Origin of the sequence: Pseudomonas sp. NPDC089734, assembly GCF_044748865.1 — a bacterium.
Lineage (GTDB): Bacteria > Pseudomonadota > Gammaproteobacteria > Pseudomonadales > Pseudomonadaceae > Aquipseudomonas.
Genome location: NZ_JBIVGV010000001.1, coordinates 493,066 through 518,225, shown reverse-complemented (window position 1 = coordinate 518,225; position 25,160 = coordinate 493,066). Strand labels below are relative to the sequence as shown.

21 protein-coding genes are annotated in these 25,160 nt (G+C 58.6%); 5 read left to right on the top strand and 16 right to left on the bottom strand.

Annotated features, from left to right (window positions below; all coding sequences use genetic code 11):
• Positions 1-93: 93 nt before the first annotated feature.
• The 16 genes from dnaE to rpsB form a co-directional block, all read right to left on the bottom strand.
• A complete protein-coding gene (gene dnaE / locus ACIPY9_RS02440; protein ID WP_400696713.1) occupies positions 94-3,615 on the bottom strand; it encodes a DNA polymerase III subunit alpha in 3,522 nt (1,173 codons plus the stop codon).
• Between the two features lie 66 nt (positions 3,616-3,681).
• A complete protein-coding gene (gene rnhB, locus ACIPY9_RS02435; protein WP_400696712.1) occupies positions 3,682-4,311 on the bottom strand; it encodes a ribonuclease HII in 630 nt (209 codons plus the stop codon).
• Between the two features lie 11 nt (positions 4,312-4,322).
• Entirely contained in the window at positions 4,323-5,462 is a 1,140-nt protein-coding gene (lpxB, locus tag ACIPY9_RS02430) for a lipid-A-disaccharide synthase (RefSeq protein ID WP_400696711.1), read from the bottom strand.
• 2 nt (positions 5,463-5,464) lie between these two features.
• On the bottom strand, positions 5,465-6,241 hold the full coding sequence (gene lpxA, locus ACIPY9_RS02425; RefSeq protein WP_400696709.1) for an acyl-ACP--UDP-N-acetylglucosamine O-acyltransferase: 777 nt from the start codon (positions 6,239-6,241) through the stop codon (positions 5,465-5,467).
• Complete coding sequence (gene fabZ / locus ACIPY9_RS02420) at positions 6,238-6,678, bottom strand: 3-hydroxyacyl-ACP dehydratase FabZ (protein WP_400696708.1); 441 nt, start codon at positions 6,676-6,678, stop codon at positions 6,238-6,240. The genes lpxA and fabZ overlap by 4 nt, the downstream gene beginning before the upstream one ends.
• A 110-nt stretch (positions 6,679-6,788) precedes the next feature.
• Entirely contained in the window at positions 6,789-7,844 is a 1,056-nt protein-coding gene (gene lpxD / locus ACIPY9_RS02415) for a UDP-3-O-(3-hydroxymyristoyl)glucosamine N-acyltransferase (protein ID WP_400696707.1), read from the bottom strand.
• Between the two features lie 3 nt (positions 7,845-7,847).
• Positions 7,848-8,351: an OmpH family outer membrane protein gene (locus tag ACIPY9_RS02410; RefSeq protein WP_400696706.1), complete on the bottom strand. Its 504-nt coding sequence runs from the start codon at positions 8,349-8,351 to the stop codon at positions 7,848-7,850.
• A 44-nt stretch (positions 8,352-8,395) separates the two neighbouring features.
• Positions 8,396-10,771, bottom strand: a complete 2,376-nt coding sequence (bamA, locus tag ACIPY9_RS02405; RefSeq protein WP_400696705.1) for an outer membrane protein assembly factor BamA — start codon at positions 10,769-10,771, stop codon at positions 8,396-8,398.
• A gap of 74 nt (positions 10,772-10,845) precedes the next feature.
• On the bottom strand, positions 10,846-12,198 hold the full coding sequence (rseP, locus tag ACIPY9_RS02400) for a sigma E protease regulator RseP (RefSeq protein ID WP_400696704.1): 1,353 nt from the start codon (positions 12,196-12,198) through the stop codon (positions 10,846-10,848).
• Positions 12,199-12,299: 101 nt separating this feature from the next.
• The gene (gene ispC, locus ACIPY9_RS02395; protein ID WP_400696703.1) at positions 12,300-13,487 is read right to left on the bottom strand and encodes a 1-deoxy-D-xylulose-5-phosphate reductoisomerase; all 1,188 of its coding nucleotides are present in this window, start codon (positions 13,485-13,487) and stop codon (positions 12,300-12,302) included.
• Positions 13,484-14,299 (bottom strand): phosphatidate cytidylyltransferase, encoded by an 816-nt coding sequence (locus ACIPY9_RS02390; protein WP_400696702.1) that lies wholly within the window; start codon positions 14,297-14,299, stop codon positions 13,484-13,486. The genes ispC and ACIPY9_RS02390 overlap by 4 nt, the downstream gene beginning before the upstream one ends.
• The gene (gene uppS / locus ACIPY9_RS02385) at positions 14,299-15,054 is read right to left on the bottom strand and encodes a polyprenyl diphosphate synthase (RefSeq protein WP_400696700.1); all 756 of its coding nucleotides are present in this window, start codon (positions 15,052-15,054) and stop codon (positions 14,299-14,301) included. The genes ACIPY9_RS02390 and uppS overlap by 1 nt, the downstream gene beginning before the upstream one ends.
• A gap of 16 nt (positions 15,055-15,070) precedes the next feature.
• Entirely contained in the window at positions 15,071-15,628 is a 558-nt protein-coding gene (gene frr / locus ACIPY9_RS02380) for a ribosome recycling factor (protein WP_400696699.1), read from the bottom strand.
• On the bottom strand, positions 15,625-16,368 hold the full coding sequence (gene pyrH, locus ACIPY9_RS02375) for a UMP kinase (RefSeq protein ID WP_400696697.1): 744 nt from the start codon (positions 16,366-16,368) through the stop codon (positions 15,625-15,627). The genes frr and pyrH overlap by 4 nt, the downstream gene beginning before the upstream one ends.
• A 204-nt stretch (positions 16,369-16,572) precedes the next feature.
• Complete coding sequence (gene tsf / locus ACIPY9_RS02370; RefSeq protein WP_400696696.1) at positions 16,573-17,442, bottom strand: translation elongation factor Ts; 870 nt, start codon at positions 17,440-17,442, stop codon at positions 16,573-16,575.
• Between the two features lie 190 nt (positions 17,443-17,632).
• A complete protein-coding gene (gene rpsB / locus ACIPY9_RS02365) occupies positions 17,633-18,373 on the bottom strand; it encodes a 30S ribosomal protein S2 (protein ID WP_400696695.1) in 741 nt (246 codons plus the stop codon).
• Between the two features lie 312 nt (positions 18,374-18,685).
• Between rpsB and map the strand changes: the two genes are divergently transcribed.
• The 5 genes from map to dapD all read left to right on the top strand — a co-directional run bounded on the left by map (position 18,686) and on the right by dapD (position 25,117).
• The gene (gene map, locus ACIPY9_RS02360) at positions 18,686-19,468 is read left to right on the top strand and encodes a type I methionyl aminopeptidase (RefSeq protein ID WP_400696693.1); all 783 of its coding nucleotides are present in this window, start codon (positions 18,686-18,688) and stop codon (positions 19,466-19,468) included.
• 45 nt (positions 19,469-19,513) lie between these two features.
• Positions 19,514-22,213, top strand: a complete 2,700-nt coding sequence (locus ACIPY9_RS02355) for a [protein-PII] uridylyltransferase (protein ID WP_400696692.1) — start codon at positions 19,514-19,516, stop codon at positions 22,211-22,213.
• Positions 22,214-22,282: 69 nt separating this feature from the next.
• Entirely contained in the window at positions 22,283-23,476 is a 1,194-nt protein-coding gene (dapC, locus tag ACIPY9_RS02350; protein ID WP_400696691.1) for a succinyldiaminopimelate transaminase, read from the top strand.
• 199 nt (positions 23,477-23,675) lie between these two features.
• Entirely contained in the window at positions 23,676-24,047 is a 372-nt protein-coding gene (locus ACIPY9_RS02345; RefSeq protein WP_400696690.1) for an ArsC family reductase, read from the top strand.
• A gap of 35 nt (positions 24,048-24,082) precedes the next feature.
• A complete protein-coding gene (gene dapD, locus ACIPY9_RS02340; protein ID WP_400696689.1) occupies positions 24,083-25,117 on the top strand; it encodes a 2,3,4,5-tetrahydropyridine-2,6-dicarboxylate N-succinyltransferase in 1,035 nt (344 codons plus the stop codon).
• The last annotated feature ends 43 nt before the right edge of the window (positions 25,118-25,160 follow it).

Sequence of the window (25,160 nt, the reverse complement as noted above, 5' to 3'; positions counted from 1 at the left end):
GGCCAAGAGGCCGGCCGGTTGATCCGTCAGCGCCCCATCCAGAGGAAGGGCGTCTTCCGGTCGAAATTAAAGGTTCAGGCTGAGCCTAGTCGTTCAGCGATACTGCAGGAAGACGTTCTCACGTCCGAACTGGTCACGCAGAGCTTGAATCAAGCTGTCCGCCGGATCAATTCTCCACGCCTCGCCAAACTGCAATAACGCTCTGGCATCAGACCCCGTGTAATCCAGTGTGATGGGGCATGCCCCTCGATGACGCTTGCACAGATCACCCAGCCAGCGCAGGCGATCACCCTTGAGCGCATCGGAATGCACCGTCAGGCGCAGGCTTTCTGCCAGATTGGTACGCGCATCCTCGATACTCATGACGCGCTTGGCGCGCAACCGCAGGCCACCGGAAAAATCGTCGTTACTGATTTCCCCTTCAACCACCACCATAGCATCGGTCTGCAGAAGGGATTGTGCCGAATGGAACGCGTCAGCAAACAGCGACGCTTCGATTCGGGCAGAGCGGTCGTCCAGGGTAATGAACCCCATCTTGTCGCCCTTCTTGTTCTTCATGACCCGCAGGGCAATGATCAGCCCCGCCACCGTCTGGGTATCGCGGGCAGGCTTGAGATCGACGATTCGCTGGCGAGCGAAACGCCGGACTTCGCCTTCATACTCATCGATCGGGTGCCCGGTCAGGTACAGGCCCAGGGTTTCCTTCTCGCCCCGCAAGCGATCCTTGAGGCTCAGCTCACGGGTCTTGCGGTGGTTGGCATAGACATCGGCATCTTCTTCGACGAACAAGCCACCAAACAGGTCCGAGTGCCCGCTGTCGCGGCTGCGGGCCGTTTGCTCGGCCGCCTGGATCGCCTCCTCCAGCGCAGCCAGCAGGACCGAACGATTACGGTCGATATTGGCCTGGTATGCCTTGGGCTCATGCGAGAAGTAAGGCCCGAGGCGGTCCAGCGCACCGCTGCGGATCAGGCCATCCAGCGTCCGCTTGTTGACGCGCTTGAGGTCGACGCGGGCGCAGAAATCGAAGAGGTCCTTGAACGGGCCAGCGGCACGCGCTTCGGTAATGGCCTCCACCGGCCCCTCACCCACGCCCTTGATCGCACCCAGGCCGTACAGGATTCGTCCATCGTCGCTGACCGTGAACTTGAACTCTGAAATGTTCACGTCCGGCGCATCGAGGCGCAGCTTCATGGTCCGCACTTCTTCGATCAGGGTCACGACCTTGTCGGTGTTGTGCATGTCCGCGGACAGTACCGCCGCCATGAACGGCGCCGGATAGTGAGTTTTCAGCCATGCAGTCTGATACGACACCAGGCCATAGGCAGCGGAGTGGGATTTGTTGAAACCGTAACCGGCGAATTTTTCCACCAGGTCGAAAATGTTACCGGCGAGGTCCGGATCGATGTTGTTGGTCTTGCAACCTTCAATGAAACCGCCACGCTGCTTGGCCATTTCCTCGGGCTTTTTCTTACCCATCGCCCGGCGCAGCATGTCAGCACCGCCAAGGGTGTAACCGGCCATGACCTGGGCAATCTGCATCACCTGTTCCTGATACAGGATGATGCCGTAGGTCGGAGCCAGTACCGGTTGCAACCCTTCGTACTGGTAGTCGACGTGCGGGTAGGCCAGTTCGGCGCGACCGTGCTTGCGGTTGATGAAGTCATCCACCATGCCCGATTGCAAAGGCCCCGGACGGAACAGGGCAACCAGTGCGATGAGGTCTTCCAGGCAGTCGGGCTTGAGCTTCTTGATCAGCTCTTTCATGCCGCGCGATTCAAGCTGGAACACCGCCGTGGTTTCGGCGCGCTGCAGCAACTGGTAAGTCGGCGCATCGTCCAGAGGAATGAACGCGATATCCAGAGGCTCTTCACCGTCTCTGGCCCGGTCACGGTTGATGGTCTTGAGTGCCCAGTCGATGATGGTCAGCGTCCGCAGCCCCAGGAAGTCGAACTTCACCAGACCGGCGGCCTCGACATCGTCCTTGTCGAACTGGGTCACCAGACCGTCACCCGCCTCGTCGCAATAGATCGGCGAGAAATCCGTCAGTTTGGTCGGCGCGATAACCACACCACCGGCGTGCTTGCCGACGTTACGTACAACGCCTTCGAGCTTGAGGGCCATCTCCCAGATTTCCGCCGCTTCCTCATCGACCTTGAGGAAGTCACGCAGGATTTCTTCCTGCTCGAAGGCTTTCTCCAGGGTCATGCCGACTTCAAACGGAATCATCTTGGACAGGCGGTCAGCCAGGCCGTAGGACTTGCCTTGCACCCGCGCCACGTCGCGCACCACAGCCTTGGCGGCCATGGAACCGAAGGTAATGATCTGGCTGACCGCGTTGCGACCGTACTTCTCGGCCACGTAGTCGATCACCCGGTCGCGACCGTCCATGCAGAAGTCGACGTCGAAGTCGGGCATCGAGACCCGTTCCGGGTTCAGGAAACGTTCGAACAGCAGGTCATATTCCAGCGGATCAAGGTCCGTGATCTTCTGCACATAGGCCACCAGCGACCCGGCACCCGACCCACGACCCGGACCTACCGGCACGCCGTTGTTCTTGGCCCACTGGATGAAGTCCATCACGATCAGGAAGTAACCGGGGAACCCCATCTGGATGATGATATCCAGCTCGAAATTCAGCCGGTCGACATAGACCTGTCGCTTGGTTTCGTAATCTTCAGTGGTATCGCGGGGCAGCAGGACCGCCAGACGCTCTTCCAGACCGTCGAACGACACCTTGCGGAAATACTCGTCGATGGTCATCCCGTCCGGGATGGGGAAGTTGGGCAGGAAGTGGGTACCCAGCTTGACGTCGATGTTGCAGCGCTTGGCAATCTCGACCGTGTTTTCCAGCGCCTCGGGCAGGTCGCTGAACAGTTCGGCCATTTCCTCGGGGCTTTTGAGGTACTGCTGATCGCTGTAATTGTGTGAGCGGCGCGGATCGTCCAGCGCGCGACCTTCACCGATGCACACCCGCGTTTCGTGCGCCTCGAAATCCGTCTGTTTGATAAAACGTACATCGTTGGTGGCCACCAGCGGTGCGCCGAGGCGGTCCGCCAGGGCAACGGCGGCGTGCAGGTGCTCTTCGTCATTGACCCGGTTGGTACGTTGCACTTCGACGTAGAAACGATCGGGGAAGATCGCCATCCACTCACGCAGCAGTTCATCGGCCTCACCCGGATTGCTCCCCAGCAAGGCCATGCCGATTTCGCCCTCTTTGGCAGCCGACAGGGCAATCAGGCCCTCGCTGGCCTGGGCCACCCACTCGCGTTCGATGATGATCTGCCCGTTGCGCTGCCCTTCGATGAAGCCTCGGGAAATCAGCTCGGTCAGGTTGCGGTAGCCCAGCGGGTTCATCACCAGCAAACTGATACGACTGAGCGGAGCGTCTTCATCCTTGCCGGACAACCACAGGTCTGCGCCACAGATCGGCTTGATGCCCGTTCCCTGTGCCGTCTTGTAGAACTTGACCAGCGAACACATGTTGTTCTGGTCGGTCACCGCCACGGCAGGCATGTTCATGCTCGCCAATGCCTTGACCAGTGGCTTGACCCGGACCAGACCATCGACCAGAGAGTATTCGGTGTGCAGGCGTAGATGAACGAAAGAAGCCGGCATGGTGATCCTATAGCGCGAAAACACAAAAAACGAAGGTCGGGATTGTAGCGACCCTTGGTGGAAACGTCAGTCCCGCAACAAGCCGGTCGGCATGGACGCATGCACCTCAAGCGCCGCGCGCACCGGCGCGAAAGAACGCCGATGAATCGGCGTCGGCCCCAGACGGGCCAGCGCTTCAAGATGGACCGGCGTCGGATACCCCTTGTGCCCGCCCATGCCATAGCCGGGATAGATCAACTCGAACTCCGCCATCTCGCGATCGCGGGTAACCTTGGCCAGAATCGAGGCGGCCGCAATGGCGGGCACCTTCGCATCGCCCTGCACCACCGGCGCACAGGGAACGGACAGTTTCGGACAGCGATTACCGTCGATCAACGCCAGTTTGGGGGTAATGCTCAGACCTTCCACGGCCCGCTTCATGGCCAGCATCGTGGCATGAAGGATGTTCAATTCGTCGATTTCATGGACTTCAGCCCGGGCAATACAAAAGCACAGGGCCTTTTCGCGAATCTCGTCGAACAGCTTCTCGCGCCGGGCTTCGGTCAGTTTCTTGGAATCGTTGAGACCCGCTATCGGCCTGGCAGGATCAAGAATCACTGCAGCGGTAACCACGTCACCACACAGCGGGCCACGACCCACCTCATCGACACCCGCCACCAGATCCTCGACCAGATTGAAATCCAAACCTATTTGCATTGATCAGGCACTCATAGTGAAGAGGGATGGCCCATCAGGCTCAGCACCGCATCGGCCGCCTGATTGGAGGCATCCCGACGCAGGGTCCGGTGAATGTCGTCGAACCCGGCTGTCTGAGCGCTCCCGTCATCCAGCAGCGGCAACAGCGTCCGGGACAGCGTCTCAGGGGTTGCAGCATCCTGAAGCAATTCCGGCACCAGCAAACGCTGGGCGAGCAGGTTCGGCAGGGAAACATAAGGGCTTTTGACCAGCCGCTTGAGTATCCAGAAAGTCAGTGGGGCCAGACGGTAGGCGACCACCATCGGACGCTTGTACAGCAAGGCTTCCAGGGTCGCGGTGCCGGAGGCAATCAGTACTGCATCGCAAGCGGCCAGCGCGACATGGGACTGCCCATCGAGCAAGGTGATCGGCAAATCACGGCCTTGCAGCAGTTGTTCGACCTGCGCCCGCCGCTGAGGGCTGGCGCACGGCAGGACGAAACGCAGGTCAGGGCGCTCGGTCAGAAGCCGTTCGGCGGTATCGAAGAACAGGCTTCCCAGACGGCCGACTTCACCACCGCGACTTCCGGGCATCAGTGCAACCACCGGGCCATCTCCCAGGCCAAGTTCGGCACGGGCGGCAGGACGGTCGGACTCAAGCGGAATCGTATCGGCCAGTGGATGCCCGACGAAACGCACCGGAACGCCCTTTTCTTCATAGAAACGGGCTTCAAACGGCAGGAGCGTCAGCATCAGGTCGCAGCCTTCACGGATCTTCAGGACACGCTTCTGCCGCCACGCCCACACCGAAGGACTGACGTAATGCACGGTCTTGATACCGGCACGACGCAGTTGAAGCTCGATATTGAGGGTGAAATCAGGCGCATCGATGCCGATGAAGACATCCGGCTTTTCTTCGATGAGCTGCTGGACCAGCAACTTGCGTCGGGCCAGCAATTCACGCAGACGCCCCAGGACCTCAACCAGCCCCATGACCGACAGACGCTCCATAGGGAAACTGGAGCGCATGCCTTCGGCCTCCATCAGAGGACCGCCGACACCGATGAATTCGACATCGGGATGGCGCGCCTTGATGGCACGCATCAATCCCGAACCGAGAATATCGCCGGATGCTTCCCCAGCGACCAGAGCGATACGCAGTGAACTCGCCATGGTCAGCGGGTAATGCCGCGGGTCGAAGTCTGGATGGACTGGAGAAAAACGGCCACTTCAGGAAACCGAGAGGCAGGCTCGGCCAGTTCGGCCAGCGCCTGATCTATCGTCAGCCCCTGGCGGTAGACCGTCTTGTAGGCCTTGCGCAGTGCATGGATGGCTTCTTCGGAGAAACCACGACGACGCATGCCCTCGAAATTCATGCTGCGTGCTTCGGCAGGGTTGCCAAACACCGTGACAAAGGCCGGGACATCCTTGCCAATGGCAGTGCCCATGCCTGAAAAGCTGTGGGCACCGATATGGCAGAACTGGTGGACCAGCGTGAACCCGGAAAGAATTGCCCAGTCATCCACATGCACATGCCCGGCAAGCGCCGTGTTGTTGACCAGAATGCAATGATTGCCGATGACACTGTCATGCCCGATGTGGGCATAGGCCATGATCAGGTTGTGATCGCCCAGGGTCGTTTCTGCGCGGTCCTGGATGGTTCCGCGGTGAATCGTCACCCCTTCGCGAATCACGTTGTGATCACCGATCACAAGACGGGTATCTTCGCCCTTGTACTTGAGATCGGGCGTGTCCTCACCTACCGAGGAAAACTGGTAGATGCGGTTGTGCTTACCAATCCGTGTCGGCCCTTTGAGGATGACATGAGGACCGATAACCGTACCCTCGCCAATTTCCACACCAGCTCCGATGATCGACCAGGGGCCGACCTCAACGTCATCAGCCAGAATGGCCGTCGGATCGATGATTGCGCGAGGGTCAATCAAACTCATAGCTTGCGTTCCGCACAAATGATTTCTGCGGAGCATACAGCTTTACCGTCAACCGAGGCCTGACATTCGAATTTCCAGATCTGGCGCTTGCAGCTCAGGAACTTCGCATCGAGGATCAACTGATCGCCCGGCAATACGGGCTGACGGAAGCGCAGCTTGTCCGAACCCACGAAATAATAGAGGGTACCGTCGGCAGGTTTTGTGTCGAGCAGTTTGAAAGCAAGAATGCCTGCCGCCTGAGCCATGGCTTCGATGATCAGGACGCCCGGCATGATGGGATGATCAGGGAAGTGACCATTGAAAAAAGGCTCGTTGACGCTGACATTCTTGTAGGCGCGAATGCTTTTGTTCTCGATATCCAGCTCTGTCACCCGGTCCACCAGCAGGAACGGATAGCGATGAGGCAGGTATTCGCGAATTTCTTTAATGTCCATCATTTCGTGGGGAAGCCTGTAGTAAAGATTGGGAGTGCATCGCGATTGCGCAGCACTCCTCTGCATCAAGGATGGCAGTTTATCGACTGTGCACGCTTGATATGAAAAAGGTATCAGCCATCAGATGAAACATTACCGTTACAGGTCACTGTCTCTACGATCTTTTCCAGCTTCTGCAGTCGGCGCGCCATGTCATCGAGCTTGCGAATGCGGGCTGCGCTCTTGCGCCACTCGGCAGCAGGCTGCATTGCCGTGCCAGAGGAATAGGAACCTGGTTCGGTGATCGAGTGCGTGACCATGGTCATGCCGGTGATGAAAACGCCATCACAGATCTCGATATGCCCGACCAGCCCGACGCCGCCCGCCAGCATGCAATGCTTGCCGATCTTCGTGCTGCCCGAGATCCCCACGCAGGCGGCCATGGCCGTGTGATCGCCGACCTGAACGTTGTGGGCAATCTGGATCTGGTTATCGAGCTTCACGCCATTGCCGATCCGGGTATCCGCCAGAGCGCCACGATCAATGGCGGTATTGACGCCGATTTCCACGTCATCGCCAATGGAGACGCCGCCGATCTGGGCAATCTTCTGCCAGACGCCCTTTTCATTGGCAAAGCCAAAGCCTTCACCGCCAAGGACTGCGCCCGACTGGATGACAACCCGCTTGCCGATGCGGACATCGTGATACAGCGTGACGCGGGGAGCCAGCCAGCCACCCTCACCGATCTCGCAACGGGCACCGATGAAGCAATGGGCGCCAATGGTCACGTTCGCGCCAATGCGCGCACCGCTTTCGATGACCGCGTAGGCACCGATACTCGCCGCCGGGTCGACCTGGGCATCATCAGCGATGATGGCCGTCGCATGCACGCCAGCAATGGCCTTGGGCTTGGGGTCGAACAGGTGGGAGATTCGGGCATAGGCCAGATACGGGTCCGGCACCAACAGGGCATCGCCAGCGTAGCCTTCGGCATCGGCGGGCTTCAGCAAGACAGCAGCCGCTCGGGCATCCACCAGGAACTTACGGTACTGAGGATTTGCCAGGAAACTGATCTGATCAGGGCCGGCCTCTTGTAAAGTGGCCAGCCCCGTAATGTGCTTGTCCTTGTCGCCACGTAGCGTGGCGCCAAGGAACTCGGCCAACTGACCGAGTTTAATGATTGTGCTCATGGATTACTTCAGCTGATTCATGCGCTCGATGACCTGGCGAGTGACGTCATACTGAGGTTTGACATCAATCACAGCTCCACGCTCGAATACCAGGTCAAAGCCGCCTTTCTTGATGACTTCTTCCACGGCCTGATCCAGCTTTGGCTTGAGTTGCTTGAGCATTTCACGGTCGGCAACGGCCTTGGCTTCGTTCAGTTCCTTGGACTGGAACTGGAAGTCACGAGCCTTTTGCTTGAATTCAAGCTCCAGACGCTCACGCTCAGGCTGAGCCATCTTGTCGCCACCACTTACCAGACGATCCTGGATGCCCTTGGCGCTGCTTTCCAGAGTCTTGAGCTTGGTCAATTGCGGGCCGAACTTCTTCTCGGCATCCACGGCGTATTTCTTCGCGGCATCGGATTCCAGCAGCGCCATCTGATAGTTCAGAACGGCGATTTTCATGTCAGCCAAGGCAGGACCCGCGACAAGAACAGTTGCCAGCATTACCCATTGAGTCAACTTACGCACAATACACTCCTACAGCATTCGTTTCGTTATCAAGGATCAGACGCTTAGAACGTCTGGCCCAGGGAGAATTGGAAAACCTGTGTTTCTGCTTCGTCGTCCGGCTTCTTGATCGGCATCGCCAAGGCGAAGCTCAGAGGGCCCAGAGCAGTGATCCAGGTAACGCCTACACCAACAGAGCTAGCCATGCCGGAGAAGTCTACGTTATTACACTCGACGCGTTCGCCATTCGAGGTTCTTTTGTTGGAACTGCAGTTACTGTCGAAAACGTTACCCACGTCCCAGAACAGAGAGGTACGCAAGGAGCGCTGATCCTTGATGAACGGCAGAGGGAACATGACCTCTACACCACCCTGTACCAGAACGTTGCCACCGAACGGAAGCGGGTCCTGATCCGGGTCGGCTGCCGTGCCCGGGTTCTTACCGGTACTTGGCGTACTGCGTGGGCCCAGGGTGCTGTCCTTGAAGCCACGAACCGAGTTGAAACCACCGGCGTAGTAGTTTTCATAGAACGGCAGACCGGAGGTCGAACCGTAGCCGTCACCATAACCCAGCTCGGTGTGCAGACGCAGGGTGTAGTTATCGGTGATCGGGTGGAAATACTGTGCGCGGTAGTCCAGCTTGTAGAACGACAGGTCGCTGCCCGGCAGAGTGGTTTCCAGCACGAGGCTCTGGGAATGACCACGAGTCGCCAGAACACCTTTGTTCAGAGTCGACTCGGACCAGCCGATGGAGCCCTTGAAGTTCAGGAAGCTGTCACCCTCTTGATTGATGAAGTCAAAGATTTCATCAACGGTATAGGTACCGGTCTTGATCTTGTCCTGCTGAACCGACAGACCGTAAGTCAGACGAGAAGTCTCGCTGATCGGGTAGCCCAGGTTGATACCGGCACCCAGGCTGTCTACCGCATAGCTCGCCACGTCGACGTCGAGGTCGTCATAGTCGGTGGTGCGATAGAAGGCGCTGTAACCCAGGCTCACACCGTCAGCCGTCCAGTACGGATCGACATAGCTGAAGTTGTAACGGCTCTGGTATTCGCTGCGGGTCAGGCCGATGCTGACCTTGTTACCCGTACCCAGGAAGTTGTTCTGGCTGATGGAACCACCCAGGATCAGACCGGCGCTCTGTGCAAAACCGACGCTGGCGGTAATGGAACCGGAGGCCTGCTCTTCCACTGCGTAGTTCACGTCTACCTGATCGTCAGTACCCGGAACAGCCGGGGTCTCGACGTTGACTTCCTTGAAGAAGCCCAGACGATCCAGACGGGTTTTCGACTGGTCAATCAGATAGGTCGAAGCCCAGCCGCCTTCCATCTGACGCATTTCGCGACGCAGCACTTCGTCCGCAGACTTGGTGTTACCACGGAAGTTGATACGGTTGACGTAGGCACGCTTGCCCGGATCGACCACGAAGGTGATATCGACGGTGTGATCTTCGTCGTTCGGAGTCGGTACACCGTTGACGTTGGCGAAGGTATAGCCTTCGTTACCCAGACGGCGGGTGATCAACTCGGAAGTGGTGGTCATGACCTTGCGCGAGAACACCTGGCCCGGCTGGACCAGCAGCAGGGACTTGACCTGATCTTCAGGTACTTTCAGGTCGCCACTCAGCTTGACCGACTTGACGCTGTACTTCTCGCCTTCGTTGACGTTGACAGTGATGTAAACGCTTTTCTTGTCAGGCGTGATCGAAACCTGGGTCGAGGCGATATCCATGTTGATATAGCCACGGTCGAGGTAGTAGGAACGCAGACGTTCCAGGTCGCCGGAAAGTTTTTCCCGCGCGTACTTGTCGTCGTTCTTGAAGAAGGAGAGCCAGTTGGTGGTCTTGAGCTCGAACAGGTCGATCAGGTCTTCATCGGGGAAGACGGTATTGCCCACCACGTTGATGTGCTGAATGGCCGCAACAGTACCTTCGTTGATGTTGATCTTCAGACCGACACGGTTACGCGGCTGAGGCACGACTTCGGCCGCAACCTCGGCCGAGTAACGACCCTGGGCAACGTACTGGCGTTGCAGTTCGTTACGCACACCTTCGAGGGTTGCACGCTGGAAGATCTCACCTTCGGCCAGACCGGACTGCTTCAGCCCTTTCATCAGGTCTTCGGTAGAAATCGCCTTGTTGCCTTCGATTTCAATGCTCGCGACGGAAGGACGCTCGACGACGGTAATGACAAGAACATTGCCATCACGTCCCAGCTGGATATCTTGAAAGAAACCGGTTTTGAACAACGCACGAGTCGCGTCAACCAGACGACCATCATCCGCCTGCTCGCCCACGTTGAGCGGCAATGCACCAAAGACGCTGCCGGCGGACACCCGCTGCAGGCCGTTGACACGGATATCGGAGATGGTGAAGGACTCGGCGTGAACTTCGGCGATCATCAGTACGGCAAGAACCGCAGTTAGCAGCAGACGTTTCATGAAGTCCTTTCTTATTCCAACTGGCAATAAACAAACTGCCGCAAAATGCGGCAGATTCAAAACACAGCAAGGCCTTACAGTCGACCCAGATCGTTGACCAGCGCGAGCAGCATGACGCCCACAACCAGACTGATACCGATCTGAACTCCCCAACCTTGTACCTTTTCCGAAAGGGGGCGACCACGAGCCCACTCGATCAGATAAAACAGCAAATGCCCGCCATCCAGTACCGGTATTGGCAGCAGATTCAGAACCCCCAGGCTTATGCTCAGATAAGCGAGGAAGTTCAGGAAATCCCCAATGCCTGACTGGGCTGAAGCGCCCGCCACTTTAGCAATGGTTATCGGTCCACTCAAGTTTTTTACCGAGAGCTCGCCGAACAACATTTTCCTGAGCGAATCGAGCGTCAGCACACTCATGTTCCAGGTACGGCTGAGCCCCTCGCCCACAGCGGCCAAAGGACCGTAGCTGACTTCACGCAACATGTCCGCAGGCCACTCGACACCCTTGACGCCCGCCCCCAGATATCCGGTTGCCGCCTTGCCCTCGCCACGCGCCGCCAGCGTCAGCGGAATATCCAGCCGTGCACCGTCACGCTCGATGCGTATCGTGATTCTTGCATCCGGGCGCTCGCGCACCCAGTCGACAACCTGTTGCCACTCATTCAGTGGTTTGTCATCGATGGCCAGCAACAGATCGCCGGTTTTCAGGCCTGCAGCCTGTGCCGGGCCTTGCGGGTCCAGCTCGGCCAGCACCGGCAACAGGGCCGGGCGCCACGGGCGAATACCCAGAGAGCGGATAGGATCAGGCTCTTCGGCCCCCTTGAGCCAGTTATCCAGGGCCAGCGTGTGGGCCGTGTCGACCGACGAACCCTGATCGCGGACCTTCAGGGCAATGCTGCCACTCTCACCCAGACGGCGGACCAGTTGCAGATTGACTGCGGACCAGCCCGTAGTGGCCTCACCGTCTACCGAAACGATTTCCTGACCGGCGGTCAGACCGGCCTGCTGCGCAATGCTCCCTGCCTCTACCGCACCGATGACCGGTCGAACCTGCTGGCTGCCCAGCATGGCCAGAGCCCAGAAAAACACGATAGCCAGCAGGAAGTTGGCCACCGGGCCGGCAATGACGATTGCAATACGCTGATAGACCGTCTTGCGATTGAATGACTGATCAGCCAATTCAGGTGGTACATCGCCTTCGCGCTCATCGAGCATCTTGACGTAACCGCCCAGAGGAATCGCGGCGACTACAAACTCGGTGCCATGCCGGTCATGCCAGCGAACCAGGGGCGTACCAAAGCCCACCGAGAAGCGCAGCACCTTGACGCCACAACGCCGGGCGACCCAAAAGTGACCGAACTCATGAAAGGTAACCAGCACGCCCAGAGCAATCAGGGTGCCGATGATCATATATAGCGCACTCATCAACCTTCTCCGGGTGCCGACATGTCGGCCACTGTGTTTATCATCGCAGCCCCAATAGCCTGCCCTCGATGCATCACATCACCCCTGTCATCCATGCCTGGTTATCGTCCGTTTCGTTCCAGCCAAAGCCCTGCCAGAACACGCGCCCTTGCATCTGCAGCAAAAACCGTATCGAGCTCTTCGACCGCGATGGCCGGCTCAAGATTCAGCACCTCGTCGATGATACTCGCGATTTCAAGGTAGCGAATACGCCGATCGAGAAACGCTGCCACGGCCACTTCATTGGCCGCATTGAGCATGGCCGGCGCGCTGCCTCCGGTCTCGGCAGCCTGACGGGCCAGACGAAGGCACGGAAAGCGCTCTTCATCGGGCTGCTCGAAATCCAGCTGGCCAATCCGGAACAGGTCCAGCGGCGAAACCCCCGAGTCCACACGCGCAGGCCAGGCCAGCGCATTGGCGATCGGCGTACGCATGTCCGGATTTCCAAGCTGCGCCAGCACCGAACCATCCACGTAATCCACCATCGAGTGAATCACGCTTTGCGGATGAATGACGACCTCGACCTGTGCCGGACGCGCATCAAAAAGCCAGCACGCCTCGATCAGCTCAAGCCCCTTGTTCATCATGGTGGCCGAGTCCACGGAAATCTTGCGCCCCATCGACCACACCGGATGAGCACACGCCTGCTCCGGCGTCACCTCATGCAGTTGCGCCAACGGGGTCTTGCGGAACGGACCACCGGAGGCCGTCAGCAGAATGCGCCGGACACCGACCGCCCCCAGACCACGGGAAAAGTCGGTCGGCAGGCATTGAAAGATCGCGTTGTGCTCGCTGTCGATCGGCAACAGCACGGCACCGCTCTGTCGCACAGCCTGCATGAACAATGCGCCGGACATGACCAGCGCTTCCTTGTTGGCCAGCAGCACCCGCTTGCCCGCTTCGACAGCAGCCAGTGTCGGCCGCAGACCGGCAGCCCCCACGATAGCCGCCATGACGGTATCGACCTGAGGGTGCGACGCCACTTCACAGAGACCGCCCTCCCCCACCAGTACACGGGTGTCGAGACCGGCAGCAGCGAGGTCATCCTGCAACTTGCGGGCAACGTCCTGCGTGGGCACTACAGCAAAGCGCGGCATGTGCCGGACACAGAGGGCCAGCAATTCATTCAGGCGACTGAAACCGCTCAGCGCGAAAACCTGATAAAGAGCCGGATGACGGGCAATCACATCGAGCGTACTGAGACCAATCGATCCGGTAGCGCCCAGGACGGTAATCTGTTGGGGTTTCACAGCACACCCCAGTCAGCCGCCCAGAGCAGCACGGCAAAGACAGGAATGGCTGCTGTCAGGCTGTCGATGCGATCCAGCACTCCGCCATGACCGGGCAACAGGTTACTGCTGTCCTTGATACCGGCCTGACGCTTGAACATGCTTTCGGTCAGATCGCCAACCACGGAAATCAGCACGATGACGGCAGCCCCCAGAAGACCGAGTATCAGCTGCGAAACCGACCAGTGACGGGAAAACCCTACAGCTGCCGCAATGGCCAGACTGACCACCAGACCGCCATAAACCCCTTCCCAGCTTTTACCCGGACTGACTTTCGGAGCCAGCTTGCGCTTGCCGAAAGCCTTGCCGGAAAAGTAGGCACCGATGTCGGCAGCCCATACCAGCACCATGACCGACAGGATCAGCCAGTTACCCAAAGGCCACTGCTTGATGAGGACAAGCCCTTGCCAGGCGGGCAACAGGATCAGCAGGCCAATGACCAGCTTGCAGATTGCGCTTGCCCAGTATTCGCTGGAGCCGGGAAAGGTCAGGACCAGAAAGGTCGCCACGCCCCACCAGATCACGGCGGCAACGAGAATCCAGGGAGCCAGCCCTGGCAACAGGTACATGAGAAAAAGCAACAGGCCGACCGCAACGGCATAAGCCACTCGCATGCCTTGGGCGACAAGCCCCGCCATGCGCGCCCATTCCCAGGCACCCAGTACCACAACCAGCCCGATGAACAGGGCAAATTCGGCTCCCTTGAGCAGGAAGAACCCGCAAAGAGCGATCGGCAACAGAATGAGTGCCGTGATGATCCGTTGTTTCAGCATTAAGCCCGGGCTCCAGCTTCGACCTGTTCGCTGGTTTTACCGAAGCGACGTTGGCGCGAAGCGAAATCGGCCAGCGCAGCGCGCATGGCATCGTGTTTGAAGTCCGGCCAGAACAGGTCGGAAAAATACAGCTCGGCATAAGCCAGCTGCCAGAGGAGGAAATTACTGATCCGGTGCTCGCCCCCCGTGCGAATGCACAGGTCCGGCAACGGCAGATCGCCGGTTGCCAGGCAGGTCTGCAGCAGTTCGGGCGTGATGTCCTCGGGCTGCAGATGCCCGGCCTGTACCTCACGGGACAAACGCTGGGCAGCCTGGGCGATATCCCATTGCCCCCCGTAATTGGCCGCGATCTGCAGAACGAAGCGATCGTTGCCGGCCGTCTGCATTTCCGCCTCACGCATGGCTGCCTGAAGCTCCGGATGGAAACGCGAACGGTCGCCAATGATGCGCAGGCTGATGTCGTTCTCGTTCAGACGCCGTGTTTCACGGCGCAAGGCCGTGAAGAACAGCTCCATCAGGGCACCGACCTCTTCGGCCGGGCGCTGCCAGTTTTCACTGGAAAACGCGAACAATGTCAGCACCTCGACCTTGGCCTCGGCACACACCTCAATGACCGCTCGCACAGCATCAACGCCAGCCTTGTGGCCCGCGACGCCCGGCAGCAGGCGCTTTTTGGCCCAGCGATTATTGCCATCCATAATAATCGCGACATGACGCGGCACCGAAGACGATGCGGCCAGTTTTGTCTTTTCCATGAAAGCGCCCCGAACCTTATACGGCCATCAGGTCTGCTTCTTTCTGCTTCACGGCCACTTCGATTTCCGCCACGAACTTGTCGGTCAGCTTCTGGATATCATCGGCAGCACGACGCTCTTCGTCTTCGCTGATTTCCTTTTCCTTGACCAGGTCCTTGTACTGACCCAGCGCATCGCGACGGATGTTGCGCACGGCAACGCGGGCATCTTCGGCCGCATCACGCGCCTGCTTGGTGAAGCCCTTGCGGGTTTCTTCGGTCAGGGCTGGCATGGTGATCAGCAGCAACTCGCCCAGGTTGGTCGGGTTGAAACCCAGGCCGGAGCTTTGAATCGCCTTGTCGACCGCCGACAGCATGTTGCGCTCGAACGCCACGACCTGCAGGGTACGCGCATCCTTGACGGTCACGTTGGCCACCTGGTTCAGAGGGGTGTCGGCACCGTAGTAAGGCACCATCACACCGCCCAGAATGCTCGGGTGAGCCTGACCGGTACGAATGCGGCTGAATGCATGCGCCAGGGACTCGAGGCTTTTCTGCATGCGAGCCTGAGCGTCTTTCTTGATTTCGTTGATCATTGTTGAACTTCCTCGATCAGGGTTCCTTCAGCGCCGCCATGTACGATATTCAGCAGGGCGCCGGGCTTGTTCATGTTGAAGACGCGCAACGGCATCTTGTGATCGCGACACAGGCAGATAGCCGTCAGATCCATCACGCCCAATTTGCGATCCAGCACTTCATCGTAAGACAGATGATCGAACTTCTCGGCATTCGGGTCCTTGAACGGGTCTGCGGTGTAGACGCCATCGACCTTGGTCGCCTTGAGGACGACATCGGCATCGATTTCGATCGCTCGCAGGCATGCAGCCGAATCGGTAGTGAAAAACGGATTGCCCGTACCGGCCGCGAAAATGACGACCTCCTTGGAGCTGAGGTGGCGCATGGCCTTGCGACGATCATAATGATCGGTCACACCCATCATGGAAATGGCGGACATCACGATGGCCGAGATATTAGCTCGCTCCAGCGCATCGCGCATCGCCAGGGCGTTCATCACAGTGGCCAGCATGCCCATGTGATCGCCTGTTACACGGTCCATGCCCGCAGCACTCAAGGCCGCGCCACGGAACAGGTTGCCACCGCCGATAACCAGACCGACCTGAACACCGATACCAACCAGCTGGCCGACTTCCAGCGCCATGCGGTCCAGCACCTTGGGGTCGATACCGAACTCTTCCGAGCCCATCAGGGCCTCGCCGCTAAGCTTGAGTAGAATGCGTTTATAGCGAGCCTGATAACCACTGCCCTGCTGAGCCATTGCGAATCTCTCCTGCGGCGTTTTCTGAAAAAAAATCTGTGCGGGCCATTTCAGGCCTGCGCTTACTCTAGCTTGACGCTACGAGAGCGTCTGGAGAATGCAGCCTTGCAGGCCAATTCTCAAAGGGAAATTCCCTTTCTTTTTTGACAAAGAGGCCGCGCGCGTAAGCGGGCAGCCTCTTTGGGGCGACAGTTGAAAACCGTCTTACTTCTTGCTTGCAGCTACTTGAGCAGCGACTTCTTCAGCGAAGTTGTCGACTGGCTTCTCGATACCTTCGCCTACTTTGAAGTAGGTGAACGATACGATTTCAGCGCCTGCTTTCTTCGCCAGAGCACCGACGGTGATTTCCGGGTTCTTGACGAAAGCCTGCTCGACCAGGCTGGCTTCGGCCAGGAACTTGGTGATACGACCGCTCACCATTTTCTCGACGATTTCAGCTGGCTTGCCTTTGATCTTGTCTTCGTTCAGTTGCAGGAAGACGCCCTTCTCACGCTCGATCGCTTCGGCAGAAACTTCCGAAGGCAGCAGGAATTCAGGGTTGCTTGCAGCAGCGTGCATGGCGATGTCTTTGGCCAGCTCGGCGTCACCGCCTTTCAGAGCCACGACCACACCGATCTTGTTACCGTGCAGGTAAGCGTTGACCACGTCGCCTTCGATGCGCGCGATACGACGGATGTTGACGTTTTCGCCAGTCTTGGCAACCAGAGCCAGACGCTCAGGCTCTTGAGCTTCGATCAGCGGAGCTGCGTCGGTCAGCTTGTCAGCGAAAGCTTTTTCGATGCTGCTGTTGACGAAGTTCTTGAAGTCGTCCTGCAGGGCCAGGAAGTCGGTCTGCGAGTTGACTTCGATGATGACAGCGGCTTTACCGTCTGCACCGACTTTAACGCCGATGGCGCCTTCAGCAGCGATGTTGCCTGCTTTCTTGGCGGCCTTGATGGCACCCGAAGCGCGCATGTCGTCGATTGCCTTTTCGATGTCGCCGCCAGCCTTGGTCAAGGCCTTTTTGCAGTCCATCATGCCTTCGCCGGTACGCTCGCGCAGTTCTTTGACCAACGCTGCAGTAATCTCTGCCATTTCAAAATCCTCTTGGATAGGTTTTCAACCATTCCACCCGGGTAGACGGGCGTTCAAATTCTTGAAGAATCAGGGTGACACTAGTACATGACAACCAGGCCATGGCCACGCCAACACATCATTCTCGAGGTGGCAAAAAGGGGGCCTAGCCCCCTTTTCGCGTACTGAGTAAACGCTAAGCGTCTGCTACTCAGCCTTCTACTGCTGCAGCCGGAGCTTCTTCGACGTAGACGTCGGTGCCGCCAGCAACATTGTTGCGACCACGGATAACAGCGTCAGCCATCGAACCCATGTACAGCTGGATAGCGCGGATTGCGTCATCGTTGCCTGGGATGATGTAGTCAACGCCTTCCGGGCTGCTGTTGGTATCGACTACGCCGATGACCGGGATACCCAGTTTGTTGGCTTCGGTGATCGCAATGCGCTCGTGATCAACGTCGATAACGAACAGAGCGTCTGGCAGACCGCCCATGTCCTTGATACCACCCAGGCTGCGGTCCAGTTTTTCCAGATCGCGGGAGCGCATCAGAGCTTCTTTCTTGGTCAGCTTGGCGAAAGTACCGTCTTCGGACTGAACTTCCAGCTCGCGCAGACGTTTGATCGACTGACGAATGGTCTTGAAGTTGGTCAGCATGCCGCCCAACCAGCGGTGATCGACGTACGGAGAACCGCAACGTGCAGCTTCTTCAGCAACGATCTTGCCAGCGGAACGCTTGGTGCCGACGAACAGAATCTTGTTTTTGCCCTGAGCCAGGCGCTCAACGAAAGTCAGAGCTTCGTTGAACATTGGCAGGGTTTTTTCAAGGTTGATGATGTGAATCTTGTTACGCGCGCCGAAAATGTATTTACCCATTTTCGGGTTCCAGTAACGGGTTTGGTGACCGAAGTGCACACCGGCCTTCAGCATATCGCGCATATTGACTTGGGACATGATAGTTCCTTGATAAGTCGGGTTAGGCCTCCACGTATCCCAATGACCAACCAGAGGCATTCGCCAAAGGCACCCAGGTCATCGTGTCGACACGTGTGTGGGTTTAGGCTTCCAGGGCGGACCTTGGAAAGCGGCGCATTTTATATCACAAAAGGAAAGAGAACGAAACCCGAATCAAGTTCTTGTTTCAACATGCCTTTATGACGCCCGAGCTCTCTATAGAAGGAAGCGATGATCACCCGCCGGACGCCGGTCTGGTAGAATCGCCCCTTTCCGTATTGGCCGCGTGCAATCACGCAGAGAGATTCTTGCATGAGCGTTACCCTCAAGACCCCCGAAGACATCGAAAAGATGCGCATCGCCGGCCGCCTGGCCGCCGAGGTACTGGAAATGATTACCCCCCACGTCAAGGCGGGTGTCACCACAGAAGAGCTGGACCGTATCTGCCACGACTACATCGTCAACGAGCAACAGGCGATTCCGGCACCGCTCAACTATAAAGGCTTCCCCAAGTCGATCTGCACCTCGATCAACCATGTGGTCTGCCACGGCATCCCCGGCGAGAAGCAGCTCAAGAACGGCGACACCCTGAACATCGACGTCACCGTCATCAAGGACGGCTATCACGGCGATACCAGCAAGATGTTCCATGTCGGCAAGGTTCCAGAGTGGGCCGAGCGCCTCTCGAAGATCACCCAGGAATGCCTGTACAAGGGCATCGAGATCGTTCGTCCGGGCACCCGCCTGGGGGATATCGGCGCTGTCATCCAGAAGCATGCCGAAAAGAACGGTTTTTCGGTCGTTCGTGAATTCTGCGGCCACGGCATCGGCAAGGTCTTTCACGAGGAACCGCAGGTACTGCATTATGGCGAAGCTGGCACCGGCATCGAACTGCTTGAAGGCATGACCTTCACCATCGAGCCGATGATCAACCAGGGCCGCGCCGAAACCAAAATCCTCGGCGATGGCTGGACCGCAATCACCAAGGATCGCAAGCTCTCCGCACAGTGGGAGCACACGATTCTGGTGACCGCCACGGGTTATGAGATTTTCACGCTGCGCAGCGACGACACCATCGCACGCACATCAGCCTGATCCAGCGTCTCAGACCGCACTGACCGATAGAAGGAAAGCAGTTCCATGCCGCAGGTGGATCCCGATTTGTTCGACCGCGGCCAGTTCCAGGCCGAACTGGCCTTGAAAGCCAGCCCCATTGCCGCTTTCAAGAAAGCCATCCGCAATGCTCGGGACGTACTCGACGCGCGTTTTCGCGAAGGCCGGAATATACGCCGCCTGATCGAAGATCGCGCCTGGTTCGTGGACAACATCCTGCAACAGGCCTGGGACCAGTTCGACTGGAGTGAGGATGCCGATATCGCCCTGCTGGCCGTTGGCGGCTATGGGCGCGGCGAACTGCATCCTTACTCGGATATCGACCTGCTGATCCTGCTGGACAGTGACGATCACGAAGTCTTTCGCGATTCCATAGAGCGTTTTCTGACCCTGCTATGGGACATCGGTCTCGAAGTCGGGCAAAGCGTGCGCTCTGTCGATGAATGCGCACAGGAAGGTCTGGCCGACCTGACGGTCATCACCAACCTGATGGAAAGTCGCACCATCGCTGGCCCCGAGCGCCTGCGCCAGCGCATGCTGGAGGTCACCAGCACGCAGCACATGTGGCCGAGCAAGGATTTTTTCCTGGCCAAGCGCGCCGAGCAAAAGACCCGGCATCACAAGTACAACGACACCGAATACAACCTGGAACCCAACGTAAAGGGCTCCCCCGGCGGACTGCGTGATATCCAGACCATTCTCTGGGTCGCCCGTCGCCAGTATGGCACCCTGAATCTGCACGCCCTCGCGGGCGAAGGCTTCCTGCTGGAAAGCGAGAACAACCTGCTGGCCTCTTCTCAGGAGTTTCTCTGGAAGGTGCGCTACGCCCTGCACATGCTGGCCGGGCGCTCTGAAGACCGGCTGCTGTTCGATTACCAGAGCCGGATCGCCAGCCTGCTGGGTTATCAGGACAACGACGCCAAGCTGGCCATCGAACGCTTCATGCAGAAGTACTACCGCGTGGTCATGAGCATCGCCGAGCTGAGCGACCTCATCATTCAGCACTTCGAGGAAGTCATTCTTGCCAAAGACGACGGCAGCGGCACACAACCGATCAACTCACGCTTCCAGTTGCATGACGGCTATATAGAAGCCACCAACACCCAGGTATTCAAGCGCACGCCGTTCGCCATGCTCGAAATTTTCGTGCTGATGGCCCAGAACCCCGAGATCAAGGGCGTCCGCGCCGACACGATTCGCCTGCTGCGTGAACACCGCCACTTGATCAACGACGATTTCCGCAACGATATCCGCAACACCAGCCTGTTCATCGAACTGTTCAAGTGCGAACTCGGCATTCACCGCAACCTGCGCCGGATGAACCGCTACGGCATCCTGGGGCTGTACCTGCCAGAGTTCGGCCATATCGTCGGGCAGATGCAGCATGACCTGTTCCACATCTATACCGTGGATGCGCACACGCTGAACCTGATCAAGCACATGCGCAGGCTGCAATACACGGATGTGGCCGAGAAATTCCCGCTGGCCAGCAAGATCATGGCCCGCCTGCCCAAGCCAGAACTGGCCTATCTGGCAGGCCTGTATCACGACATCGGCAAGGGCCGGGGTGGCGATCACTCAGAACTGGGCGCCGTGGATGCCCAGGCATTCGGTATCCGTCATCAACTGCCGACCTGGGACACGCGCCTGATCGTCTGGCTGGTCAGCCATCACCTGGTGATGTCGACCACCGCACAGCGCAAGGACCTTTCCGACCCGCAGGTCATCCATGACTTCGCGCAGTTCGTCGGCGATGAAGTCCACCTGGACTATCTCTATGTACTGACGGTTGCCGATATCAACGCAACCAATCCGACGCTCTGGAACTCCTGGCGCGCAAGCCTGCTGCGCCAGTTGTACACCGAAACCAAGCGAGCCCTGCGTCGCGGCCTGGAGAACCCGGTGGATCGCGAAGAGCAGATTCGCCGGACACAGATTGCCGCACTGGACATTCTCGTGCGCAACGGTACCGACCCTGACGATGTCGAGCAGCTCTGGTCGGCGCTGGGGGACGACTATTTCCTGCGTCATACCGCGGGCGATGTGGCCTGGCACAGCGATGCCATTCTGCAACAGCCTGCCGATGGCGGCCCGCTGGTGCTCATCAAGGAAACCACCCAGCGGGAGTTCGAGGGCGGCACGCAGATCTTCATCTACGCACCGGACCAGCATGACTTCTTCGCCGTGACCGTGGCCGCGATGGACCAGTTGAACCTGAACATCCATGACGCACGCATCATCACGTCCAGCAGTCAGTTCACGCTCGACACCTATATCGTGCTGGACAACGATGGAGGCTCGATTGGTGACAATCCCGAGCGTGTTCAGGAAATCCGCGAAGGCCTGACCGAGGCATTGCGCAACCCGGACGACTACCCGACCATCATCAAGCGCCGTGTGCCGCGTCAGCTCAAGCACTTTGCCTTTGCGCCCCAGGTGACGATCCATAACGACGCACAACGCCCGGTGACCGTACTGGAACTGCTGGCACCGGACCGCCCGGGCCTGCTGGCGCGCATCGGAAAGATTTTCCTGGAGTTCGACCTGTCGCTGCAGAATGCCAAGATTGCGACTCTGGGCGAGCGCGTGGAAGACGTGTTCTTCATTACCGACGCCAACAATCAGCCATTGTCCGATCCGCAACTGTGCAGCCGACTGCAGGAAGCCATTACCCGACAACTGAATGTCAACGCAGAACCCGATGGCAATCTGCGGATCAGCATCTGAACCGGCCTCATAGAATCGACTCAACGGTGCCCGCTCGATGGGCACCCTGCTCATTGAGAACCCTGCACCATGAATAACGCCATGCAACAGCTTCAGCCCTACCCGTTCGAGAAGCTTCGCGCCCTGCTCGGCAGCGTGACACCCAACCCGGACAAACGCCCCGTTGCACTGTCCATCGGTGAACCGAAGCACCGCTCGCCCGATTTCGTTGCCAAGGCGCTGGCGGACAACCTCGACCAGATGGCGGTCTACCCCACCACACTGGGTATCCCGGCCCTGCGCGAAGCGATTGCAGGCTGGTGCAACCGTCGCTTCAACGTGCCCGAGGGCTGGATCGACCCGGCGCGCAACGTATTGCCGGTCAATGGCACTCGTGAAGCCCTGTTTGCCTTCACCCAGACCGTCGTCAACCGCAGCGACGATGGCCTGGTGGTCAGCCCGAACCCCTTCTATCAGATCTACGAAGGTGCAGCGTTCCTGGCCGGAGCACAGCCGCACTACCTGCCGTGCCTGAGCGAAAACGGTTTCAATCCCGATTTCGATGCGGTCACGCCCGATATCTGGAAACGCTGCCAGATCCTGTTTCTCTGCTCGCCCGGCAACCCGACCGGCGCACTGATTCCGCTGCCCACCCTGAAAAAACTGATCGCCCTCGCCGACGAATACGATTTCGTGATCGCGGCGGACGAGTGCTACAGCGAGTTGTATTTCGACGAGGAGACACCGCCACCGGGCCTGCTCAATGCCTGCGTCGAACTGGGTCGCAAGGACTTCAAGCGTTGCGTGGTCTTCCACAGCCTGTCCAAACGCTCCAACCTGCCGGGCCTGCGCTCAGGTTTCGTAGCCGGTGACGCGGACATCCTCAAGGCCTTCCTGCTGTACCGCACCTACCACGGCTGCGCCATGCCGGTTCAAACCCAGCTGGCCAGTATCGCAGCCTGGAACGACGAAGAGCATGTACGTGCCAACCGCGCACTGTACCGCGAGAAATTCGATGCCGTTCTGGAAATCCTGGCCCCTGTAATGGATGTGCAGCGCCCGGATGGTGGTTTCTACCTGTGGCCGAATGTAGGCAAGGACGATGCCGAATTCTGCCGCGACCTGTTCGTCGACCAGCACGTCACAGTGGTACCGGGCTCCTACCTGTCACGCGAAGTCAACGGGCTGAACCCCGGCGCAGGTCGTGTGCGCATGGCACTGGTTGCACCGCTGGCCGAGTGCATTGAAGCCGCAGAGCGGATTCGGGCATTCATCACTCGCTGAATGCTTCGATTGCATGGCACGCAACGTGCCATGCAATCAGTCCGCGACAGTCAGACTGTCACAGTCGGTGATGTATAGACGCTGCGCTACTCTCTCATGACCCTGGATTGTCCGACAGAATCGCGACAGGCCGGGCACAGGACGTTTGGGCGTGGCATAATCACCGGCTGTTTTTCAGGATGCATGAGGCGTTTTGGCAATGGGAAACTCCGCCAATGGCAGCAAAGGCATTTGCCTGTATGGCATCAAGGCCTGCGACACAATGAAAAAAGCTCGTACCTGGCTCGACGAACATGCCGTGAACTACGAGTTTCATGATTACAAGACACTTGGCATCGACCGTGAGCACCTGACGCAGTGGTGCGACGAACACGGCTGGCAAGTGGTCCTTAACCGCGCGGGTACCACCTTTCGCAAGCTCGAAGATGGCCAGAAGGCCGATCTCGATCAGGCAAAGGCCATCGAACTGATGCTCGCGCAACCGTCGATGATCAAACGCCCCGTGCTCGATCTTGGCGACAAGACCCTGATTGGCTTTAAACCCGACCTGTATGCAACGGCCATCGCCTGATTGAGATGGCCCTTTAATTCGTAAGAGGTATCTGCATGTCCACTACCCTGTTCAGTCTGGCCTTCGGCGTCGGCACTCAAAACCGTCAAGGCGCGTGGCTGGAAGTCTTTTACGCCCAGCCCCTGACCAATCCGTCGGCCGAGCTGGTGGCTGCCATCGCTCCAGTCCTGGGCTACACCTCCGGTAACCAGGCCATTGCGTTCAACACCGATCTGGCCTCGAAGCTGGCCGATGCCGTCAAATCCATCGACACAGCCCAGGCCGCTCTGCTGACTCGTCTGGCAGAAAGCCACAAGCCTCTGGTCGCCACACTGCTGGCCGAAGACGCGCCTCTGACCTCGACGCCAGAGGCCTATCTGAAACTGCACCTGCTGTCCCATCGCCTGGTCAAGCCACACGGCCTGAACCTGACCGGCATCTTCCCGCTGCTGCCGAACGTTGCATGGACCAGCCAGGGTGCCGTGGATCTGGCCGAGCTGGCCGAGCGCCAACTCGAAGCGCGCCTGAAAGGCGAACTGCTGGAAGTCTTCTCGGTGGACAAGTTCCCGAAAATGACCGACTACGTCGTGCCGAGCGGCGTACGTATCGCTGACAGCGCACGTGTCCGCCTGGGCGCCTACATCGGCGAAGGCACCACCGTCATGCACGAAGGCTTCGTCAACTTCAACGGCGGCACCGAAGGCCCGGGCATGATCGAAGGCCGCGTTTCGGCAGGCGTCTTCGTCGGCAAGGGTTCCGACCTGGGTGGCGGCTGCTCGACCATGGGCACTCTGTCCGGCGGCGGCAATATCGTCATCAAGGTCGGCGAAGGCTGCCTGATCGGCGCCAACGCCGGTATCGGTATCCCGTTGGGCGACCGCAACACCGTCGAAGCCGGCCTGTACATCACCGCAGGCACCAAGGTTGCCCTGCTCGATGAAAACAACGAGCTGGTCAAGATCGTCAAGGCCCGCGATCTGGCTGGCCAGACCGACCTGCTGTTCCGTCGCAACTCGCAGACCGGCGCAGTGGAATGCAAGACCCACAAGTCGGCCATCGAGCTGAACGAAGCACTGCACGCTCATAACTGATGCCGTGTCCGGGTACAGGGTTTCAGGCCCTGTACCCGATCCA

Coding starts and splice junctions, on each gene's coding strand:
- dnaE (WP_400696713.1), bottom strand. CDS start 3,615: ATGCCGGCTTCTTTCGTTCATCTACGCCTGCACACCGAATACTCTCTG.
- rnhB (WP_400696712.1), bottom strand. CDS start 4,311: ATGCAAATAGGTTTGGATTTCAATCTGGTCGAGGATCTGGTGGCGGGT.
- lpxB (WP_400696711.1), bottom strand. CDS start 5,462: ATGGCGAGTTCACTGCGTATCGCTCTGGTCGCTGGGGAAGCATCCGGC.
- lpxA (WP_400696709.1), bottom strand. CDS start 6,241: ATGAGTTTGATTGACCCTCGCGCAATCATCGATCCGACGGCCATTCTG.
- fabZ (WP_400696708.1), bottom strand. CDS start 6,678: ATGATGGACATTAAAGAAATTCGCGAATACCTGCCTCATCGCTATCCG.
- lpxD (WP_400696707.1), bottom strand. CDS start 7,844: ATGAGCACAATCATTAAACTCGGTCAGTTGGCCGAGTTCCTTGGCGCC.
- bamA (WP_400696705.1), bottom strand. CDS start 10,771: ATGAAACGTCTGCTGCTAACTGCGGTTCTTGCCGTACTGATGATCGCC.
- rseP (WP_400696704.1), bottom strand. CDS start 12,198: ATGAGTGCGCTATATATGATCATCGGCACCCTGATTGCTCTGGGCGTG.
- ACIPY9_RS02390 (WP_400696702.1), bottom strand. CDS start 14,299: ATGCTGAAACAACGGATCATCACGGCACTCATTCTGTTGCCGATCGCT.
- uppS (WP_400696700.1), bottom strand. CDS start 15,054: ATGGAAAAGACAAAACTGGCCGCATCGTCTTCGGTGCCGCGTCATGTC.
- frr (WP_400696699.1), bottom strand. CDS start 15,628: ATGATCAACGAAATCAAGAAAGACGCTCAGGCTCGCATGCAGAAAAGC.
- pyrH (WP_400696697.1), bottom strand. CDS start 16,368: ATGGCTCAGCAGGGCAGTGGTTATCAGGCTCGCTATAAACGCATTCTA.
- tsf (WP_400696696.1), bottom strand. CDS start 17,442: ATGGCAGAGATTACTGCAGCGTTGGTCAAAGAACTGCGCGAGCGTACC.
- rpsB (WP_400696695.1), bottom strand. CDS start 18,373: ATGTCCCAAGTCAATATGCGCGATATGCTGAAGGCCGGTGTGCACTTC.
- map (WP_400696693.1), top strand. CDS start 18,686: ATGAGCGTTACCCTCAAGACCCCCGAAGACATCGAAAAGATGCGCATC.
- ACIPY9_RS02355 (WP_400696692.1), top strand. CDS start 19,514: ATGCCGCAGGTGGATCCCGATTTGTTCGACCGCGGCCAGTTCCAGGCC.
- dapC (WP_400696691.1), top strand. CDS start 22,283: ATGAATAACGCCATGCAACAGCTTCAGCCCTACCCGTTCGAGAAGCTT.
- ACIPY9_RS02345 (WP_400696690.1), top strand. CDS start 23,676: ATGGGAAACTCCGCCAATGGCAGCAAAGGCATTTGCCTGTATGGCATC.
- dapD (WP_400696689.1), top strand. CDS start 24,083: ATGTCCACTACCCTGTTCAGTCTGGCCTTCGGCGTCGGCACTCAAAAC.